An 18208-nucleotide genomic window follows, 5' to 3' on the forward strand; every position below is an offset into this window, starting at 1 on the left:
TCGGGCTACAGGTAGGGCCGGGACAGGGTGCAGGTCTCCGTAGGGTGCCAGGCGTCCGGCACGGCCCGTCTTTCAGCGGTGGCCGGCGCTCAGGGTGGGGCGGAAGCGCGCAGGAATGTCGGCCGAACCAGTAACCAGATCGGCCGCCCACCGACCGATGAGCGGAGCGAACTTGGCTCCGTGCCCGGAGCAGGGTGAGAGCACCGTCAGTCCGCCCACCCTGTCGATGATGAAGTCCTCGGTGGGAGTGTTGGTGAACAGGCAGGTGGTCTCGGCGTACGGCTCCGGGTCCAGACCAGGGAGGTACTGGCGGACGTACCCCACCACCCTGTCCCGGTTCGCGGGGTCCACGCGACCTGTCTGCTCCGCGGCGGAGGGGATCAGGGAGCCTCCGTTGAACTCGGCGACCTTCTGCCCGGCGAAATCCGCGTCCCGTCCTCCGGGAAGCCCGTAGACCTGCATGGTCGCGGCCTTGTGGATGAAGGTCGGCCAGGTGCCGGCACTCCCGGTGTCCCTGTACCGGAAGTGGAAAGCCTGCTCCTGCATGACGGTCACCTGTGGGAGTCCGCGGAGGAAACCGGCAGGGAGTGCCAGCCGGCCGAGCAGGTGCGGCAGCCAGCCGCCGGCACTGATGATGACGTTCCCGGCATCGAGCGTTTCGCCTGTAGTAGATGTCAGCCGGTAGCCGGTCGCCCGCTGCTCGAGGTGGTGCAGTTCCCAGCCGGTCAGGAGCCTGGCACCCTTCCCCACGGCGAGTCCGACCATCGTGGTGACGGCCGTCTCGGCGTCGAGAACCCCGGCGCCGGGATGCCACAGGACGTCACTGTCGAAGGCTATGGAGGGCCATCGCTCACGAGCCACGGCCGCCGGGAGCAGTTCGTGATCGATCCCCGCATCGGCCAGCACTTCGGCCAGGAGTGCCGGCTGACGTCCGAGCCCGTGGTCCACGGCGCCGGCTGCGCTGATGAGATCATGCCCGCCTTCCGAGCTCAGCGTGTCCCACAGCGCCCGGGACTCGGCCACGGCCCGAGCGTAGAAGGGGTCGGGGTAGGCGTAGCGGAAGATGCGTGCCGAGCCGTGCGAGCTGCCGTCGGGGCTCGCTGGAACCGTGCGCTCGACGAGGGTGACCTGATGTCCACGGGAGGTGAGCTGCCAGGCTGTTGCGGCACCTGCGAGGCCGGCACCCACGACGACATAGTCGGATGATCCGGTCATAAAGTTCCCTGGCCTGCGCCGGGGATCCAGCTGGTGCCCGCCAGGGGAACTCGCGCCATGGCCGAGGCCTCGATGGTCAGGGCGACGAGATCCTCCGGTTCGAGGTTGTGGAGATGGGACTTCCCGCAGGCCCGGGCGATGGTCTGGGCCTCCATCGTGAGGACACGGAGGTAGTTGGCGAGCCGCCTCCCGCCCGCGATGGGATCGAGACGGGACGCGAGCTCCGGGTCCTGCGTGGTGATACCGGCCGGGTCGCGTCCGTCCTGGAAATCGTCGTAGAAGCCCGGCGCGGAACCCAGGGCGGCATACTCGGCCGCGTACCGGGGGTCGTTGTCGCCGAGGGCGATCAGCGCGGCGGTGCCGATCGCGACGGCGTCGGCACCGAGTGCCATCGCCTTCGCGACGTCGGCGCCGGTCCTGATGCAGCCGGAGACGATGAGCTGGACCTTGCGGTGGACGCCCAGCTCCTGAAGCGCCTGGACTGCCTGGGGGATGGCAGCGAGGGTGGGGATGCCGACGTTCTCGATGAACACCTGCTGGGTTGCAGCGGTGCCGCCCTGCATTCCGTCGACCACCACCACGTCCGCGCCGGCTTTCACGGCCAGAGCCGTGTCATAGTAGGGGCGCGAAGCGCCGATCTTGACGTAGATGGGGGTCTTCCAGTCGGTGATCTCCCGCAGTTCGCCGATCTTGATCTCGAGGTCGTCCGGTCCGGTCCAGTCGGGGTGGCGGCTGGCGGAGCGCTGGTCGATGCCCACGGGCAGTGTGCGCATCCCGGCGACCCGTTCGGTGATCTTCTGGCCGAGCAGCATGCCGCCGCCGCCCGGTTTGGCGCCCTGGCCCAGCACGATCTCGATGGCGTCCGCCTTGCGGAGGTCGTCCGGATTCATTCCGTAGCGGGACGGCAGGTACTGGTACACGAGGTGCCGGGACTGGCCGCGCTCCTCGGGGGTCATGCCGCCGTCGCCCGTGGTGGTGGACGTCCCCACCTCACTGGCCCCGCGTCCGAGCGCCTCCTTGGCGTTGGCGGACAGGGCGCCGAAGCTCATGCCGGCGATCGTGACGGGGATCTGGAGGTGCAGCGGCTTCGATGCATGACGGTCACCGAGGACGACGTCGGTGTCGCACTTCTCCCGGTACCCCTCCAGCGGGTAGCGGGACATCGAGGCTCCGAGGAACAGCAGGTCATCGAAGTGGGGAACCCTGCGCTTGGCGCCCCACCCCCGGATGTCATACACGCCGGTTGCGGCAGCGCGCTGGATGTCGGCGATGGTCGCGCGGTCGAATGTCGCGGATTCGCGCAGGCCCAGCGCAGCGATGTCCGGGGCGGGAACCTGGACGGAATCGTCCTGCGGGAGGGAGGTGAGAGTCATGGCGGCGTCCTAGTAGGCGGTCGAGTTGTCGACGTGGAAATGGTAGAGGTTCCGGGCCGACCCATAGCGCCGGAAGTCGGACGGGTCCTCGGACCGCCCGGCAGCTGCCAGCAGCGCACCCAGTTCCTCGAGGTGCTCCGCCCTCATCGGTTTCTCGATGCAGTCGGCACCGAGAGAAGCTACGGAGCCCCGGACGTAGATCCGCGCCTCGTAGATGGAGTCACCGAGCGCGTCGCCCGCGTCGCCGCAGACCACGAGGCGCCCGGCCTGCGCCATGAAGGCGGACATATGGCCGATGTTGCCCCCGACGACGATGTCCACACCCTTCATGGAGATGCCGCAGCGGGCTCCGGCGTTCCCGTCGATGACGACCAGGCCGCCGTGGCCTGTGGCTGCAGCTGACTGGGATGCATCACCCCTGACGTGGACCGTGCCGGACATGATGTTCTCGGCCAATCCGACTCCCGCATTACCGTTGATGGTCACTCTTCCCTTTTGTAGCATCCCGGCGGCGTAGTAGCCGGCATGCCCCTCGATCGTGACATCGACGTCTGCGGTGATGCCGACGGCGAGGCTGTGCTTGCCACCCGGCTTGGTGACGGTCCAGGATGCTGCGCCCACGGAGTCGTGCAGCGCCTGGTTGAGATCACGGACGGAAGCCGTGTCGAGGTCCGTCGTGGTGTCGCCCGCGTCCGACCCGGGGCGGACGTCGGTGCTGCTGTCCGAGGTGGGTGCTGTGGCGTCGGGAGCCATCAGAGTGACCATGTGTAGACCTTTCCGGGTTCTGGTTCGAAGATGCGGGCGCGCTCGATACCGGGCAAGGCGGCCAGAGCGCGGTATTCGGACGCCATCGCGACGTAGTCCTCGGTCTCGGCGAGGATGGCGGGCTTGCAGGCGATAGGGTCGCGGACGACCGCCATGCTGTCCGCGGTGGTGACGACCAGCGTGTAGAAGCCGTCGAGGACCTTCCCGAGGTTGATCAGGGCTTCTTCCAGGGTGTCGCCCTGCTGGAGACGGGAAGCAATGTAGCGGGCACCCACTTCGGTGTCGTTGTCGGAGTCGAAGACCACTCCTTCACGCTCGAGGTTCCTCCGGACGGTCGCATGATTGGAAAAGGACCCGTTGTGGACCAGGCACAAGTCGTCGGCGACGGAGAACGGATGGGAGCCGCTGGCGGTCACCGCTGATTCGGTCGCCATGCGGGTGTGCGACAGACCCTGGCTGCCTGCCATCGATTCCAGGCCGTGGTGGGCGGCGATGTCCATGGGATGGCCGACGCCCTTCATCACGGCAACGTGCTCTCCGCGCCCGATGATGGTCGATGCCGGCAGCGTCTCACCGACTGCCTTGACCAGCAGTGCGGTGGGTACCGCGGCGCTGATCAGGGTCGTGTCGCCGATGATCTTGACGGTCGATCGGGCGTCAGGCGAGAGCATGTCGTTCAGGGATGTCAGGATTCCGTCGATCTCCATGCCGTGGTGTTTCCCGAGGAGGCTCACTGTCGACGTTCCATCGGAGACCAGACCGGGTGTGTCGTACACGGCCAGACCGGCCGAGTCCGGTCCGCGGTCCACGATCTGGCACAGCATGGAGGACAGCAGGGAGCCCATCCGTGGGTGCAACGAGGGATTACGCAATTGAAGCGCGGCGATTCCGCACATGAGGCTTCCTTATCCAGTGGGGCGGGTTATATCGACGTGAGGTAGGTGCGGATCTCCCAGTCGCTGACCTGGTTGTGCCAGCTCAGGAACTCCTCCTCCTTGGCGTCGGCGTAGTACTGGCCGATCTCCGGATCGCCACTGAGGCTGGAGAGAATGACCGGGTCCTTCCTCAGTGATTCCACGGCGTGCAGCAGGGTTGCCGGCAGGGTGTGGGCCTCCGGCTTCGACTCGCCGGGCCCCGATGGGGCGCCGGGATCCGCAGCACCGGCCACGCCGTCCAGTCCGGCCAGGAGGGCCGTTGCGATGGCGAGATAGGGGTTGGCTGATCCATCTCCGGAACGGAGTTCGACCCTCTTGTTGTCCGGCACCCGAATCATGTGCGTCCGATCATTCCCGCCGAAGGAGGCCTTGCGTGGCGACCAGGTGGCGCCCGACGAACTCGTGGTGGCCCCGCTGCGCTTGTACGAGTTGACCGTGGGGGCGAGGAACGCCTGCAGGGCGGGAGCGTGATCGAGGATCCCTGCGATGAAGGAGTACGCGAGCTGCGACAGCCCGAGGCCCCGGTCACCGTCATCCCCCGGGAACAAGGCCTTGGTGCCGGACCAGAGGGACAGATGGAAGTGGAGTCCCGTGCCGGTCCGGTCGGTGAACGGCTTCGGCATGAACGTTGCCGTCATCCCCCGTTGCTCGGCGAGGATGTTCAGGATGTATCGAAGCGTGATGACGCGGTCCGCGGTGGTCAGAGCGTCGGCGTAGTCGAAGTTCTGCTCGAACTGGCCGGCTGCATCCTCGTGGTCATTGGCGTAATTGCCCCAGCCCAAACCATTCATCGCTTCGGAGATCGCGGCCAGGTGGTCGTACATGCGTGTGACGCCTCGGGCGTCATAGCAGGGGCGAGGAGAATCATCGCGCGGATCTGCCGTACTGAGAGTTCCGTCGTCGTTCTTGTTGACCAGGAAGTATTCGACCTCCGCTCCGACCTTCGCCTGCATACCTTGATCGGCCAAGCGCTGCAGGGCGCCCTTGAGGATGACGCGCGGCGCATAGGGCCATGGTTGTCCGTGGACGTGCGGGTCGCAGTGAATCACCGCCAGCCCCTCCTTGATGAAGGGGACGGGCGTGAACGAGGAGAGGTCGGGTACCGCAATCAGGTCCGCGTCGTGCGGTTTCTGCCCGATGAGCCCCGCCGCATATCCCGCGAAACCCATCGATCCGTTCTCGAGCTGATCCGCGGCCTCGACCGGCACCAGTTTGGCGCAGGGTTTTCCCGTCATGTTGACGAAGGTGGCCAGGAGAAACCGAACATCGTTGGCCTTCGCAATGTCTGCGAGGGATATCCGCCCCGTGTCGACTGCTGCTGTCATGGCGGTCTGTTCCCCGGGAGTTGCAAGACGTGTCACGGAAGATTCCTGTCGCTTGCTGTTGCTTCTAGTGAAACGGTGTTGAGCAACAGTAGACAATCAGGTGTTACGGCCGATGGGGCGCTGTGTTAACTTTGCGTGACACGAGCGGTTCTACGAGCGGTCGTACGAGCGCAGGAGCAGAAGGATGGGTACTGGTTGACCCGCCATGATCCTTCAAGCCGGTTCCGGCCCTCTTCGCGCTCGATCGTCAGCACGGGGCAGGTCCCGGCAACTGCTTGGAGAAACGGGGCGGGGAACACACGGGAGATAGCAGCGTTCAGAAGTGCAGGTTCCACGGTCGACTTCGCCTGGCGGGTGAGCGTCGCCGACCTGGCTCGCAACGCCCCTTTCTCGCGCCTTCCCGGTGTGGACAGGACACTCCTCATCGCATCAGGTGATGGCATCGTCCTGGACGTCGCCGGCACGTCCACACAGCTCGACGAAAGGGCGATCCTGGTTTTCTCCGGCGAGGATGACGCGGCTGTCACCCTTTCGCACGGCCCTGCGGTCGCCGTCAATCTCATGACTGCTCGTTCGCGCTGCTCCGGGGGGATGGACGTACTTCCTGTCGAAGGAGCAAGGACTTTGGGACCCGCCACTGCAGTGGTCCTGGTCCTGGAAGGAAGCGCCCGCACCGCCGGAGGAGAAGTCCTCCGGTCCATGGACTTCCTTCTGTGCGGCCTTGGGACGGAGACCCTCGAGTTCACAGCAGCGGTTGCTCTTTTCATCAGCATCCGGGGTGGTGATCGGGCCGAACCTCCCCCAGCACTGAACACAAGCGTCAGGTAGGGCCGTCGGTCGCAAATGTTTATCGTTGGCCTGCTCACCCTCAGCCTCTAGCCTGAGGAGGTGTTCGTCCGATGAGAGCACAACACCGGACCGAGTATTCGGTGAGGTGGTGCCGGCGATCAGCACATACCGTCAAGGGTGTGTGCCAGGATCACCGGCGCCGCCGCCTCGTCATACCACTGCCGCGTTGGCCGCTGGACTATTCTGCTGTCGGTCGATGCATCGGGGTCTTGCGCTGTGCGTAGTGATGCCCCGATGAATCTGTGTAGACGTCGATGGAGCTGAAGGTGGCGTCTGCCAGGTCCTCGGCCGCGTCGTGCAGATGAATGACCGGTCGGGCTCCGTCGGTGCGGTCTGCTGGTCCCAGGAATGTCCGGGCAGCAGTATCGAGTCCGTCGAAGATCGAGGTACGGGCCCTCTTTTTCTCGGGTGTCCGTGGTTCCCATCCAGCGGGCTGCACCACGTCGAGCGGATCGGGTCCTGGCGGCCCGTCGACGCTGCTCGTCGTGGGTACGGAGGCTGTGGCGCGGTCACGGCTGGGCTGCTTGCGCTGATTGCGATAAATCTTCATCAGGCACCTGATTCTTTGTGGGTTGACATTCTACTCCTTGAACCTTTCGTCTTCCCCGGCACGTCCGTCCCCACTTCCGGAGAGAGACAACTGATTCCATACCACCTGGACTCAGTGCCGGGCGTGATAGAGGCGTACATCCATGACTTTGAGGTCCCGGATGGCGGCACGAAGGAGCACCTGCCTGTCCTCCAGGGCACTGCTGGACAGCCCGGATGAGAACCTGTCGTCCGGCGAGGACCCGCTGGGGTCACCGCTAGTCGTGCTGGTCCCGACAGCCAGGATCCGAACGACGTCGCTTTCAGGGGTCGCCCTGACGCCTCCTGGCGAAGTGCGCTCTTTCTGGCTTCGGGGGAATTCCTGGTCCTGTGAGTCGGGACGTGTCATCTCTCGTTCTCATCTCTGTGCTCGACGTGCCTGTGTCGCCTACCGCCCCGAAAGCGAGCCGCTCGGATGGAATCTGTTGATCGCCGGAAGCGGCGCCTGCGGGGCTGAGCCGGCGCCTACCGCTTCCCGGTGACGATCAGGTGCTTACAGTGTGCGCCTGCCAACCAGGATTGCACCGTCGTCGTTGCGCGCCGGCACTGAGCCGGCACGCTCCCGCCATCGGGCAGCGCTACTTGATTCGGTCGGTCATCGCCGCCGAGGTCATGGCAGACGGCGAGGTCATGGCAGACGGTGCGGTCATGGCAGACGTCGTGGTCATGGGTTTGGTCCGCTACGAAGCAGCAGCTGTAGGTCGTCATCTGCTGGGGACAAGGAGCAGGGTCAACACGACGCGTGGTCGGGCATATGGTGTGTCTCTATGAGTTCGATCGAAGAATTCGAGGCGGAGCGTGCGCGGCTCGTACGCCTGGCGGCCGGCCTGCTGGACGATCGGGCCGAAAGTGAAGACATGGTCCAGCAGGCCTGGTTGCGGTTCCACGGTAACGCGACCGTAATCGACAATGTGCCCGCCTGGCTGACCGTGGTCACCACCCGCTTGTGCCTGGACCGTCTTCGGTCGAAGGTTCCGCAGCCGATCGAACCGGCGGATCAGGCCGATTCGGGTGTCGAAGGGGATCCAGCGGATCAGGTGGTCCTGGCGGACACCGTCGGTGTCGCATTGCAGGTTGTCCTCGAACGCCTGTCGCCCACCGAGCGGGTGGCATTCGTGTTGCATGACACCTTCGGCGTGGACTTCGGCACTATCGCAGCTACCCTCGCTGTCTCATCGGCTGCCGCCCGCAAGCTGGCTTCACGAGCGCGTACGAAAGTCGCGACTGCGACAGCAGAGGGCACTGCTGCTGACTGGCAGGTGGTCGATGCATTCCTTGCAGCTGCTCGAGGCGGCAACTTCGCACGGCTTCTCCACCTCCTCGCACCAGGTGTTGTCGTCACCGCGGATGCCGAGGCCATCGCAGCTGGTACTCCTGCGCGGGTCGAGGGGCGGGAGGAGGTCGCCGCGATGTTCGACGGCGCCGCGAAAGCCGCGCTGCCCGTATTCCTGGAGGGTCGCCCTGGTGCTGCCTGGTTCCAGCATGGACAGCCCCGCGTCGCGTTCGACTTCACGGTCGCCCGTGGTGTGGTGCACGCCATCACCTTCCGTGCCCAGCAGGACGTGTTGGCATCACTGACACGACGAGTCGCCGCACAGCGCAGATAGTCCCCAGTCCGCACCACTGATGATCGGTGGTCACATTTCTGACCTCCAACTCGTCATGAGGGTGGGACTCGCACCGAATCCTTCACCCTTCGATCGCACCACATGAAAAGGACCCAACGATGAGAACCATGACCTGCAAGCAGCTCGGTGGTCCCTGCGAGCTCGCGCTTCGCGGCGATTCTGCCGATGACGTCATCAAGGCGCAGGACCGGCACCTCAAGGATTCCGTCGGGTCCGGGGACACGACACATCAGGACGCCCTCGAGGCGATGAAGAACCGATGGAGGAATCCGGTCAAGGGCATGGGCTGGTACCGCGATACCAAGAAGGCCTTCGCGGCGCTTCCGGAAGCCTGACCTGCCCCGCCTCATTTACGGGGACGTCGACGAGGACTCGGGGGTGGAGCCGAGCGGACAGGTCGACGACCCGTTCGCCCCCCGCCCTGATCGAGCCGTGCAGGCTATCCCAGGACGCTCGCCGTGGGCTCGCCGGTGCCGATTGCGCGCGACAAGCAGTTCATCGGTTGTTCACAGGGGCAACAGGTGAGGATCGGAGCGCCGTGCCTAGGCTCGAACCATGGCAACCATCTCACGCAGATCACTGATCAGTGCCGGCCTCGGTGCCGGCGCCATCGTCGCCCTACCGGGCGCTGCTGTCGCTGTCGCCAGCGTGCCCACCGTCCGGGACTCGGGCGTCCGCACGGATCCGTTCACGCTCGGCATTGCCTCGGGAGAACCGTCTCCGGACGGTTTCGTACTGTGGACCCGTCTCGCCGTCGACCCCCTTGCGGAGAACGGTCTTGGTGGGATGCCCTCCCGCCCGGTCGCAGTGGCTTGGGAGGTCGCCGAGGACGCCCGGATGACGAAGGTGGTGGCCCGCGGCGTCGAACAAGCAAGCCTCGAGAACGCCCACTCGGTGCACGTCGAGTTGGCCGGCCTCCGAGCAGGCAGAGAATATTTCTATCGCTTTCGAACAGGGCGCCACATCAGCGTGACGGGTCGGACCCTGACCAGCCCTGGCGCAGGTGAAACACCTGGTGCCCTGGCGATGGCATTCGCCAGTTGCGCGCAGTACGAGCACGGCTATTTCACCGGCTACCGGCACCTCGCGGAGGACCATCCGGATCTTGTCCTGCATCTGGGCGACTATCTATATGAATACCGCAAGAACGACTACGTCATCAGCGGAGGTAACCCCCGCGATCACGAGGGTCCTGAGACCGTCACTCTTGAGGGCTACCGGCAGCGCCACGCGCAGTACAAGTCCGACGTCGACCTGCAGGCGGCGCACGCGATCGCGCCCTGGCTGGTGGTGTGGGATGACCATGAGGTGGATAACAACTGGGCGGACGACATTCCCGAGAACCTCGATGCAGCACAGCAGAACGACACCCTCGATCGCTTTCGTATGCGCCGAGCGGCAGCGTTCAAGGCCTACTACGAGAACATGCCACTACGCGCTTCGTCCGTACCGTCTGGCCCGGACATGAAGATATTCCGCACCATTCAGTGGGGACAGCTGGCGGCCTTCCACATGATGGATACCCGTCAGTACCGTGACGATCAGCTTGCGGGCGATGGCTTCAGGAAGAACGTGGCTGGGCGTCTCGAGGAGAACCGCACCATGACGGGTATCGAGCAGGAGAAATGGCTCCTGGACGGCTTCAGGAACTCCACCCAGCGCTGGGACATCCTCGGACAGCAGGTTTTCTTCACCGAGCGCGACCGCGACCAGGTACCGGAGATCGACGACGTCTCGATGGACGGCTGGGACGGCTATGCAGCATCGAGGCGCCGCATCACCCAGGGCTGGGTGGACGCGAAAGTGCGCAACGCCGTCGTCCTCACCGGCGATGTGCACCGCAACTGGGCGAATGACGTCAAGGTGGACTACAAGGATCCGGAGTCGTCGATAGTCGGCACCGAACTCGTCAGTACCTCTATCACGTCCACGGGAAACGGCACAGGGTCGACGACGGACCCCGTCATGGCGTGGAATCCGCACCTCAAGTTCTACAACGACCAACGGGGCTACGTGAACACCCGGATCACTCCGGACTCCATGACCGCTGACTTCCGGGTTCTGGACTACGTCACCGCGCCCGGCTCCCCCATCAGCACCAAGGCGTCATTCCGCATCGACGACGGAGCCCCCGGACTTCAGGTACGCAACTAGGCTGCTCCGGGCTGCGGCATTTCAGGCTGTCCACAAATCCGGTGCCCCACCTGTCGCGAGGTCTACGATCGTCGACCTCGCGACGGGTGGGGTACTGCTCTGCTTCGGGTGCCCTACGCCAGTGCTCCCATGGGGTCCCAGGCCGGCAACACTGTGGGTTCGGCGTCCAGCGCCTGCCGCAGCTCCGGGGACAGCCGCGACTTGTCGACCACGACTTCGAAGACGTATTCGTCGAACCAGTTGTCTGCCATGGTGAAGAAACCCTGGTCGCCGGCTTCCTCGCCCCAGCTGTTCTCCACCCGCCAACGGCGCGTTTCGCCGTCGAGCACGTCGACGCCGGTCAGGAGCATGGCGTGGGTCATGGCTGATTCGCCGAAGCGGACACGCGATTCCTTGTCCGTAGCCAGTTCGACATCATAAAGCCCGGCGTAGTCGTACAGTCGGGCATCCCAGATGCCGTCCTGACGCACCATATGTGGGCCCGTATCGCAGCCGAACCAGACCGGTTCGCCATCCAGGATGGCATCCCTGGCCAACCGCTTGGCCAGGCCGATCTCCACGTTGAGATACAGCACCGGTTCCGCGTCGACCACATTGCCCAGGTGCTCAACGGTCAAGGTGGTTCCCTTCGGGTGCTCCCTCCGAGGGTCGTCGACCAGGCAGACGTAGTCCTCGAGGTCGATGGTGGTGTATTTGGCCAGGAATTGTTGTGGCGTCAGGGTGCCCTCTCGATGGAAGGACTTAGCATCGTCGGTGTATTGCCACTCGAAGGCGGACGGCGGGGTGCCCAGGTGGAGCGTGAGGATCCGGTGGACCTCAGCGATGATGCGGGCCCTCGTCTGTTCCTGCCCTGCGGTGTCACCGTCGTGGCGGAGCTGGCGCAGCTCCTGCGCCCCACGGCGCAGGAGGGTACGCAGGACCCGGTTCATGCGGCCCGTGTTGGACGAGGACTCGGTTTCCGGCATCACCGATTTCGGCACGGCGCCGTATTTGCGGAAGATGTTCACCGCCATGTTCCACTGGCCGCCGTCGCCCAGGACGCTCTGCAGCAGGAACTGCACCAGACGGTCGTCCTCGCCGCGCTCCGCGGTTTCCAGGATGGACTCCAGGAAGTAGTTGGCGCGCTCCAGCTTGTCGAAATACATGGCGTAGTTCTGGGAGAACTCGAACTCCTTCACGCCGAGAGTCTGCTTTGCGCCGACTCGCAGAAGGTTCAGTGCCGCGAAGAGCCAGCAGCGGCCGGACTTCTTCTGGTGAGTGACCTTCCAGTCGTCGATGCGGTTCGAGACGGGGGCGGAAAGGGCCGTTGCCAACTGGTGGTCGATGGCGAGCTCATCGACACTGATACGCACAATGGCATTCTGTTTGTGCTTCAGCGCGGGATCCGCAGCGAAGGACTCGTGCAGGGCCGTGAGTTGCCCCGCGGTCAGGGACGCGACCGTAAGGTCCAGCGAAGTAGTCATCCTTCCGTTCTATCCCGATTGCCGCACGGGCACAATCCCCCTCCGGCTATTGGCCAGTGACTACCGCTGGCGGCAAGATGCCGGGCAGGACGGTAGAAGAGGCAATGGCGCGACTTCTCCTCCACGATCCAAGGAGTACCGCATTACGCATGCCTTGTTCTCAGCACTGATTCTCGTGCTTCTCAGCGAACCAGTGCTGAGAACAAGGTACTGGGGATGACCGGAAGCACCGGTTCCTTGTCGGGCCCTCGCCCTACCGGAAAGCAGAAGGACCTTGCCGAAGCGTCCACGTCATGTCCTTGCCAAAATCGTCGTTCGGAAATACGATCGCTGATACTTCAGCGAAACGCCTTCGTTGGATGCATTGCGGGAATTTTCGCTGCGCCGCCCGGCTCGAGCATCGGGACTGGAAGCAACGGGAACCGGCGATGCCCGCCCGGCCCCTGTTCTGGCTTGCCGGGTAGTCCGTGCGATTCAATGATGAGCCATAGGGCGGTTTCCAATTTCAGGTGAGCAACGACTTCAGCCGGTGTTCCGCAATTCTGCAGAGGCCGATGTGCACGGGGCGTGGGAGCGTTTCGTGCGGGGCGAGGACGATGTCTACGGTGTGCGGCCGGAAGTGGCAATTTCCTGGCAGCGGTCCCGGGATCAGTATCGTGTGGACCCGTTCCTGTCCGAGGTGCCCAACGCCGTCTCGCAGGTCACGCACTCCCTGGATCAGGATGTGGTCTTCGCGGAGCTGGGTTTCTGTGCTGCCGCGATGGCCCAGGAGGTGGCCGACGCCGGAGGCGTGGTGACCATCGCCGACGCCAATGGCAGGGTCCTGTCGGCCTGGGGGGATAAGACCACCAGGTCGATCGCCACCGCCGGCGGCCTGGCACCCTGGTTCTGCTGGTCCGAAAGTGCGGTCGGCACGAACAGTATGGGCACCGCGCTGACAGCTCACCGGGCGGTGATGATCAAGCAGTCCGAACACTGGTGCCAGGCCTTCCACGACTGGTCCTGCGGGGCGATCGCGGTACGCGACCTGGTCAGCAGGGCACCTTTGGCTGTCCTGAACATCTCGAGTTGGCGCAAGGACCTACCCCTGTCGGCGAAGAGGTGGCTGGAGAAGTCCGCCGCCCACACCCAGAACAGTCTGCGCAAACGCGCCCAGGACAGCGGCGGCGAACTCCTCGCCGCCTATGCCCAGGCTCGGGGTAAGTCGAACAGCCCCCTGGTCGCCGTCGACACGGCAGGATCTGTCGTGATCGCCGACGACACCGCCAGCGTCATGCTCGGCGTACCGGCCAACATGCCGGCGGTCGACCCGGTGGTCCGGTGGACTCCGCAACTACCCACCCTCATCCATGCCGCCCGCTACGCCACCAAACGGTCCACCTCGGACCCGGGGTGGACCGGCTCGACGCAGATCTTCACCCCCCTGGCCGACCAGCCATCACCGATCGGGATCCGCCCGGTCTTTCTGCACAGCTATCTGATCGGACATCTGATCTCCTTCGGCGTCTCCGACGGCGAGCAGTTCCCGCGCACCGAAACAGGCACCGTCACGCCGGGAAAAGCCCGTCGGATCGTGGCCCTGCGCGAAGAGAACCGGATGGTGCTCCTGGGAACGGCTGAGGTCGCCGTGGCCGAATCCGACGGCAACCAGGTATGGCTGCACACCGACCAGGGCCGACTACCAGCGGCCCTGTCCGGCCTGGACAAACTCGAGAACGACCTCGCCGACACCGGCGGATTCCTGCGGGTACACCGCCAATATCTGGTCAACCTCAGCCGCGTCCGGGAAGTCGAACGCCGCGACAAAGGCGAACTCCTCCTCGTCATGGACGACCCCGACAACACCCTGATCCCGGTATCCCGACGAAACACCCCAGCAGTACGCCGCGCACTGAATATCTGAACCCCACCCGACACCCGAGCATGACCGCGTCACCGTAGCCGTGATGGTCGTGCGCGATCCAAGCTCCACTCCACGGTTGCTGTCCTCGCGCAGAATCTCCTCAGTGTTGGTGCACTTCGCAGGCGCAGTACATGTTTCGGCACGTGTAGCACGCGGGCATCGTCTTGCAGCGCGGACACGGTTGGCAATCGACCGGCTCTAGGTGCCGGTCAGCATTCGTCGCTGAGTAGGGCTCCCCGCAGTGGTAGCACGGCGGCCGCATCTTGTCTTTCTCCACGTCGCTCACGTCGATATCCGGCATCAGAAGTCAGCCACGCCCGCGACCACCAGGCCGGCCATCAGCAGGAACGCGATCCCGGTCAACAGATCCGTACGTATGCGGGGGATGAAGTTGGCGATGGTGCGGCCGATCTGGTGTCCAGCCAGCGACAGCACGAAGGTAGTGAAGGCGAACAGGAAGGGTGCAATCCAAGGAGAGAAGCCTGCGAGACCGAGGGCCGCGCCCGCCGCCAGGTTGTCGATCGCCAGCGGCACAGGCAACCAGCGCCTAGCCGTTTTCATATCCATGTCGGCATGATCGGGTGATCGAAGTGCCCTGATTGTAAGGAACAGGCCGTACCCGCCAAGACCCGCTACGGCGATCGCCTCGGCGGCGTCGGCCATCCCGGTCGTAGACATCCTGGATCCCAGGTACCCGCCGCCAAGCATCCCGACGAGCGGTGCCATACCATCCCAGAAGGCGAAGATGGCGGATGTCTTGACGGACGTACGCCAGGACGGTTTGAGTCCCCCAAGCACGAGCGAAGTCCGGAAATTGTCCATACCCAGACCGAATCCGAGTGTCATCAGGGCGATCATTACGTCCCTTTCAATACGGTGCGGGACAGCTGGACCGGCGTGCCGGCCGTCTTTCCCGGCGTCGCTCCGACTGCCCGCTTCGTGCGGCCTACCTTCGCGCGAGGAATCAGCGGGCCGTCCTTCGGCCGCTGTGGGTCGTTGGCCGCCGCAACCGCCGCCTCCACCAGCCCGTGATCGGGAGAGAGGTGACACACCGGGTCAGTGCGGGCGGCGTCACCGGTGAGGGCGAAGGCCTGGCAGCGACAGCCGCCGAAGTCGATCTCCTTGCGGTCACAGCTACGGCAGGGGTCCGGCATCCACGCGTCACCGCGGTACTGCTGAAACAGTGGGGACTCAGTCCAGATCCACTCCAGCGAGTGCTCCCGCACGGTGGCAGGGGGCAGATTGAGGCCGCGAGCCAGCTCGTGGGCGGCCGGGCACGGCAGCGCCTCACCGTTGGGCACCACGGTGAACTGGCGACTGGCCCAACCGTCCATGCAGGGCTTGGGGTACTTGCTGTAGTAGTCGGGGATGACGTAGATGATGTCGATCCGGTCCCCGATCCGCTCCCGGGCTGCCTGCACCACCGCTTCCGCACCCTCCAGCTGGTCTCTGGTCGGCAGCAACTCGGCCTGGTTGGGGCCCGCCCAGCCGGCATACTGCGTGTTCGCCAGCTCCACACGGTCAGCCTCCATCGCCTCCGCCATGTCGAGGATGCCGCCGATGCGGTCGATGTTCTGACGGTGTAGTACGACGTTGAGGGTGAGTGGCCAGCCCAGCTTCTTGATGAGCCCCGCGGCCACCCGCTTGCGCTCGAACGAGGAAGTGACGGCAATTTGGTCCGACAAGGCCTGGTCATCGGCCTGGATGCTGAGCTGCACGTGGTCGAGACCGGCTGCGCGGAGTTGTTCCGCGCGACGGGTGGATAGGCCGAGCCCACTGGTGATCAGGTTGGTGTACAGACCCAACTGGTTGGCGTGCTGCACCAACTCGACGATGTCGTGGCGCTGCAGCGGCTCGCCGCCCGAGAGGTGCAGCTGAAGCACGCCCAGGTCGGCGGCTTCGGAGAATACCCGCTTCCACTCCTCGGTACTCAGCTCGTCGCGATAGTCGTCGAGCTGGAGAGGATTGGAGCAGTAGCCGCACTGCAATGGACAGGAGTACGTGAGCTCTGCGAGCAGTCCGTATGGCTTATCCATGGTCTACCTCCATGCCGTGCTTCGTGACGAGATCGGCCACGAAGCGTTGAACGTCGCCGTCGGCGACCTGGTCGTATCGGCCGCGCAGCTCGGCCCCGATTTCTGCGATAGTCCGCTGCGAGTCGCATAACTCCACGATTGCAGCGCCGGTAGCATTGATGACCCAGACCGTCTCGGGTGAGAGCAGCGCGTGTTCTCCGCGTGCGGCGTTGAAGACCATCCGTACGTGCGGAGCCAGCCGTGGTCGGGCAGTCGGGTCAGTGATGTCCATAGCCCTGCTCCATGGCATCGAGCATGCTCCACAGCACGTCGCACTTGAATGATAGCGCCGCCACCGCGGCTGCCTGAGTCTCCGGGGTCACGCAGTGCTTGCGGACGATCTCGAGACCGTGCTCCGAGTCGCGGGGGGCCTGGGTGAGGCGGGACCGGAAGTAAGCGAGACCCTCCGGATCGATCCAGGTGTAGTAGCGTTCGAATGCCGCGAGCCGGTTTGCCATCAGGTTGGGTGCGAACAACTCGGTCAGCGAGGACGCAACGGCTTCCACCCACGGCTTGGTACGCGTGAAGGTGACATAGGCGTCGACGGCGAATCGCACACCGGGGAGCAGGTGCCGTGAGTCCTCGACCTCTGCACGGGTCAAGCCGACGGCCTCGCTCAGGCGCAGCCAGGACTCGATTCCGCCGGTTCCCTCGGTGGTACCGTCGTGGTCTATGACGCGCTGGACCCAGCGGCGCCGTACCTCACGGTCAGGGCAGCTGCTGAGGATCGCCCCGTCCTTCCGGGGAATGTTCACCTGATAGTAGAAGCGATTGGCCACCCACCCTCGGATCTCCTCCCGGCTGGACTCTCCATCATTCATCCGACGATGGAAGGGATGCTCGCTGTGGTACTGCTTGGCGTGCGCGCGGAGCGTCTCCTCGAGTTCATCGGGTGTGAGTACTACCGTCATCGTTGCTCCTTAGATTTCAATTTCCAGCCCGTCCACGGCGACCTCCAGGCCATGGCGATGGAGGTCCATCCGTTCCGGCGAATCGTCGAGCAAGATCGGATTGGTGTTGTTGATGTGAGTATAAATTTTGCGATCGATGGGTAACGGCGACAGCAACTCAAGGCTGCCGCCCGGCCCACTGATAGGTACATGTCCCATGTCCCGCGAGGTCTTGCTGGCCAGGCCGAGGCTGGGCATCTCGTCATCATGCCAGCAGGTGCCATCAACCAATAAGGCGGAGGAACCTGTCAACTCCTCCAGGAGGTCGGGCGTGAGTTGCTGGACGCACGGGAGGTAGACCAAGCTTCGACCGCTGGTGGTGTCGGTGACGCGGTAACCCACGACCCGGCCTTCCGACGCGGCCCCGGGGAAGCGCACCCGCTTTTCGGTGGGGACATCGAACGCGGAGTACGAGAGCCCCTCCCCCAACAGCACCTCGGCGCCAGGGATCACGGGTCGCCACGTGACCGGACAGTACGCCTCGAGCGTCCGCAAGATCCCGGTTCCGGTGGAAAGTGTCTCGTAGACCGACTCCGTTGCGTGAACCTCGAGTCCGCGGCCCTCGCGCATCAGGAGCAGTCCGAGGGTGTGATCGAGTTCCGCGTCAGTGAGCAGCACGGCCTGCAGCCGGCCCACACTCCCATCGTCGGGATGTAGTCCTGGAAAGGACTCGATCTGTGACTGGATGTCTGGTGAGGCGTTGATGAGGAACCATTGCTGGCGGTCGTTCGAGCTTATCGCGATGGATGATTGGGAGCGCGGGGTGCAGGGGCGTGAGCCGTTTCGTACGGCTCGGCACTGGGGGCAAGCGCAGTTCCATTGAGGGAACCCGCCGCCGGCGGCTGATCCCAGTACGCGTACCCACATGTGCGATGACACCCTTTGTGTTGTGTGGTTGGTGGGGTGCCGGGCCGTGGTGGCCCGGCACCTCACCGTGTTGTGTTACTTGGTGGCGACGTAGGCGGTTACCTCGGACGACACGCGG

Annotated in this window: 18 protein-coding genes; 5 read left to right on the top strand and 13 right to left on the bottom strand. The window is 64.7% G+C overall.

Annotated elements, in window-relative coordinates; genetic code table 11:
• Nucleotides 1-72: 72 nt before the first annotated feature.
• From D6T63_RS16725 to glnT, 5 genes are read right to left on the bottom strand one after another with little or no spacing between them, the layout of a single operon-like run.
• Nucleotides 73-1215: an FAD-dependent oxidoreductase gene (locus tag D6T63_RS16725; protein WP_120150193.1), complete on the bottom strand. Its 1143-nt coding sequence runs from the start codon at nt 1213-1215 to the stop codon at nt 73-75.
• Nucleotides 1212-2588 (bottom strand): FMN-binding glutamate synthase family protein, encoded by a 1377-nt coding sequence (locus D6T63_RS16730; protein ID WP_220725958.1) that lies wholly within the window; start codon nt 2586-2588, stop codon nt 1212-1214. Before D6T63_RS16730 ends, D6T63_RS16725 begins: the two co-directional genes overlap by 4 nt.
• Nucleotides 2589-2597: 9 nt before the next feature.
• Nucleotides 2598-3353, bottom strand: coding sequence for a GltB/FmdC/FwdC-like GXGXG domain-containing protein (locus D6T63_RS16735; RefSeq protein ID WP_120150194.1), 756 nt, complete (start codon nt 3351-3353; stop codon nt 2598-2600).
• Nucleotides 3341-4249 (bottom strand): class II glutamine amidotransferase domain-containing protein, encoded by a 909-nt coding sequence (locus tag D6T63_RS16740; protein WP_120150195.1) that lies wholly within the window; start codon nt 4247-4249, stop codon nt 3341-3343. Before D6T63_RS16740 ends, D6T63_RS16735 begins: the two co-directional genes overlap by 13 nt.
• Nucleotides 4250-4275: 26 nt before the next feature.
• Nucleotides 4276-5649, bottom strand: coding sequence for a type III glutamate--ammonia ligase (gene glnT / locus D6T63_RS16745; RefSeq protein ID WP_235830823.1), 1374 nt, complete (start codon nt 5647-5649; stop codon nt 4276-4278).
• A gap of 99 nt (nt 5650-5748) precedes the next feature.
• Between glnT and D6T63_RS16750 the strand changes: the two genes are divergently transcribed.
• Nucleotides 5749-6441 (top strand): HutD/Ves family protein, encoded by a 693-nt coding sequence (locus D6T63_RS16750; protein WP_120150197.1) that lies wholly within the window; start codon nt 5749-5751, stop codon nt 6439-6441.
• Nucleotides 6442-6640: 199 nt separating this feature from the next.
• Here D6T63_RS16750 and D6T63_RS19870 read toward each other — a convergent pair whose 3' ends face one another.
• Nucleotides 6641-7012: a hypothetical protein gene (locus D6T63_RS19870; protein WP_235830824.1), complete on the bottom strand. Its 372-nt coding sequence runs from the start codon at nt 7010-7012 to the stop codon at nt 6641-6643.
• 503 nt (nt 7013-7515) lie between these two features.
• Entirely contained in the window at nt 7516-7758 is a 243-nt protein-coding gene (locus D6T63_RS19035) for a hypothetical protein (protein WP_147394417.1), read from the bottom strand.
• 59 nt (nt 7759-7817) lie between these two features.
• On the opposite strand from D6T63_RS19035, the gene D6T63_RS16765 reads away from it, so the two are divergent.
• The 3 genes from D6T63_RS16765 to D6T63_RS16775 all read left to right on the top strand — a co-directional run bounded on the left by D6T63_RS16765 (nt 7818) and on the right by D6T63_RS16775 (nt 10832).
• Nucleotides 7818-8657 (top strand): sigma factor-like helix-turn-helix DNA-binding protein, encoded by an 840-nt coding sequence (locus D6T63_RS16765; protein WP_120150201.1) that lies wholly within the window; start codon nt 7818-7820, stop codon nt 8655-8657.
• Between the two features lie 119 nt (nt 8658-8776).
• Nucleotides 8777-9013 (top strand): hypothetical protein, encoded by a 237-nt coding sequence (locus tag D6T63_RS16770; RefSeq protein ID WP_120150203.1) that lies wholly within the window; start codon nt 8777-8779, stop codon nt 9011-9013.
• Nucleotides 9014-9233: 220 nt separating this feature from the next.
• Nucleotides 9234-10832 carry an alkaline phosphatase D family protein gene (locus D6T63_RS16775; protein WP_120150205.1) on the top strand — a complete coding sequence of 533 codons (1599 nt, stop codon included), beginning with the start codon at nt 9234-9236 and terminating at the stop codon, nt 10830-10832.
• Between the two features lie 113 nt (nt 10833-10945).
• Here the strand turns inward: D6T63_RS16775 and D6T63_RS16780 are convergent, their stop codons facing one another.
• On the bottom strand, nt 10946-12295 hold the full coding sequence (locus tag D6T63_RS16780; protein ID WP_120150206.1) for a C1 family peptidase: 1350 nt from the start codon (nt 12293-12295) through the stop codon (nt 10946-10948).
• Between the two features lie 529 nt (nt 12296-12824).
• Here D6T63_RS16780 and D6T63_RS16785 point away from each other — a divergent pair.
• Nucleotides 12825-14198 carry a DNA-binding protein gene (locus D6T63_RS16785; protein ID WP_220725959.1) on the top strand — a complete coding sequence of 458 codons (1374 nt, stop codon included), beginning with the start codon at nt 12825-12827 and terminating at the stop codon, nt 14196-14198.
• Between the two features lie 300 nt (nt 14199-14498).
• Here the strand turns inward: D6T63_RS16785 and D6T63_RS16795 are convergent, their stop codons facing one another.
• The 5 genes from D6T63_RS16795 to pqqB are packed head-to-tail and all read right to left on the bottom strand — an operon-like array spanning nt 14499 to nt 18090.
• Nucleotides 14499-15044 carry a manganese efflux pump gene (locus tag D6T63_RS16795; protein ID WP_182977076.1) on the bottom strand — a complete coding sequence of 182 codons (546 nt, stop codon included), beginning with the start codon at nt 15042-15044 and terminating at the stop codon, nt 14499-14501.
• Nucleotides 15045-15055: 11 nt separating this feature from the next.
• On the bottom strand, nt 15056-16234 hold the full coding sequence (gene pqqE / locus D6T63_RS16800) for a pyrroloquinoline quinone biosynthesis protein PqqE (protein WP_120150212.1): 1179 nt from the start codon (nt 16232-16234) through the stop codon (nt 15056-15058).
• Nucleotides 16227-16505, bottom strand: coding sequence for a pyrroloquinoline quinone biosynthesis peptide chaperone PqqD (gene pqqD / locus D6T63_RS16805; protein ID WP_120150213.1), 279 nt, complete (start codon nt 16503-16505; stop codon nt 16227-16229). Before pqqD ends, pqqE begins: the two co-directional genes overlap by 8 nt.
• Nucleotides 16492-17184, bottom strand: a complete 693-nt coding sequence (pqqC, locus tag D6T63_RS16810; protein ID WP_120150215.1) for a pyrroloquinoline-quinone synthase PqqC — start codon at nt 17182-17184, stop codon at nt 16492-16494. Before pqqC ends, pqqD begins: the two co-directional genes overlap by 14 nt.
• A gap of 9 nt (nt 17185-17193) precedes the next feature.
• Nucleotides 17194-18090, bottom strand: coding sequence for a pyrroloquinoline quinone biosynthesis protein PqqB (gene pqqB, locus D6T63_RS16815; protein ID WP_120150217.1), 897 nt, complete (start codon nt 18088-18090; stop codon nt 17194-17196).
• Nucleotides 18091-18208: the final 118 nt, after the last annotated feature.

Source organism: Arthrobacter cheniae (genome assembly GCF_003602275.1).
In the GTDB taxonomy this organism is placed as follows: Bacteria; Actinomycetota; Actinomycetes; order Actinomycetales; family Micrococcaceae; genus Arthrobacter_D; species Arthrobacter_D cheniae.

What these genes read in the sequence shown, in the direction of transcription:
- pqqC (WP_120150215.1), bottom strand. Translation starts at nt 17,184, where the DNA reads ATGACGGTAGTACTCACACCCGATGAACTCGAGGAGACGCTCCGCGCG.
- D6T63_RS16735 (WP_120150194.1), bottom strand. Translation starts at nt 3,353, where the DNA reads ATGGTCACTCTGATGGCTCCCGACGCCACAGCACCCACCTCGGACAGC.
- D6T63_RS16765 (WP_120150201.1), top strand. Translation starts at nt 7,818, where the DNA reads ATGAGTTCGATCGAAGAATTCGAGGCGGAGCGTGCGCGGCTCGTACGC.
- D6T63_RS16730 (WP_220725958.1), bottom strand. Translation starts at nt 2,588, where the DNA reads ATGACTCTCACCTCCCTCCCGCAGGACGATTCCGTCCAGGTTCCCGCC.
- D6T63_RS19870 (WP_235830824.1), bottom strand. Translation starts at nt 7,012, where the DNA reads ATGAAGATTTATCGCAATCAGCGCAAGCAGCCCAGCCGTGACCGCGCC.
- pqqE (WP_120150212.1), bottom strand. Translation starts at nt 16,234, where the DNA reads ATGGATAAGCCATACGGACTGCTCGCAGAGCTCACGTACTCCTGTCCA.
- D6T63_RS16725 (WP_120150193.1), bottom strand. Translation starts at nt 1,215, where the DNA reads ATGACCGGATCATCCGACTATGTCGTCGTGGGTGCCGGCCTCGCAGGT.
- pqqD (WP_120150213.1), bottom strand. Translation starts at nt 16,505, where the DNA reads ATGGACATCACTGACCCGACTGCCCGACCACGGCTGGCTCCGCACGTA.
- D6T63_RS16795 (WP_182977076.1), bottom strand. Translation starts at nt 15,044, where the DNA reads ATGACACTCGGATTCGGTCTGGGTATGGACAATTTCCGGACTTCGCTC.
- D6T63_RS16740 (WP_120150195.1), bottom strand. Translation starts at nt 4,249, where the DNA reads ATGTGCGGAATCGCCGCGCTTCAATTGCGTAATCCCTCGTTGCACCCA.
- pqqB (WP_120150217.1), bottom strand. Translation starts at nt 18,090, where the DNA reads ATGTGGGTACGCGTACTGGGATCAGCCGCCGGCGGCGGGTTCCCTCAA.
- D6T63_RS19035 (WP_147394417.1), bottom strand. Translation starts at nt 7,758, where the DNA reads ATGACGACCTACAGCTGCTGCTTCGTAGCGGACCAAACCCATGACCAC.
- D6T63_RS16780 (WP_120150206.1), bottom strand. Translation starts at nt 12,295, where the DNA reads ATGACTACTTCGCTGGACCTTACGGTCGCGTCCCTGACCGCGGGGCAA.
- D6T63_RS16775 (WP_120150205.1), top strand. Translation starts at nt 9,234, where the DNA reads ATGGCAACCATCTCACGCAGATCACTGATCAGTGCCGGCCTCGGTGCC.
- D6T63_RS16770 (WP_120150203.1), top strand. Translation starts at nt 8,777, where the DNA reads ATGAGAACCATGACCTGCAAGCAGCTCGGTGGTCCCTGCGAGCTCGCG.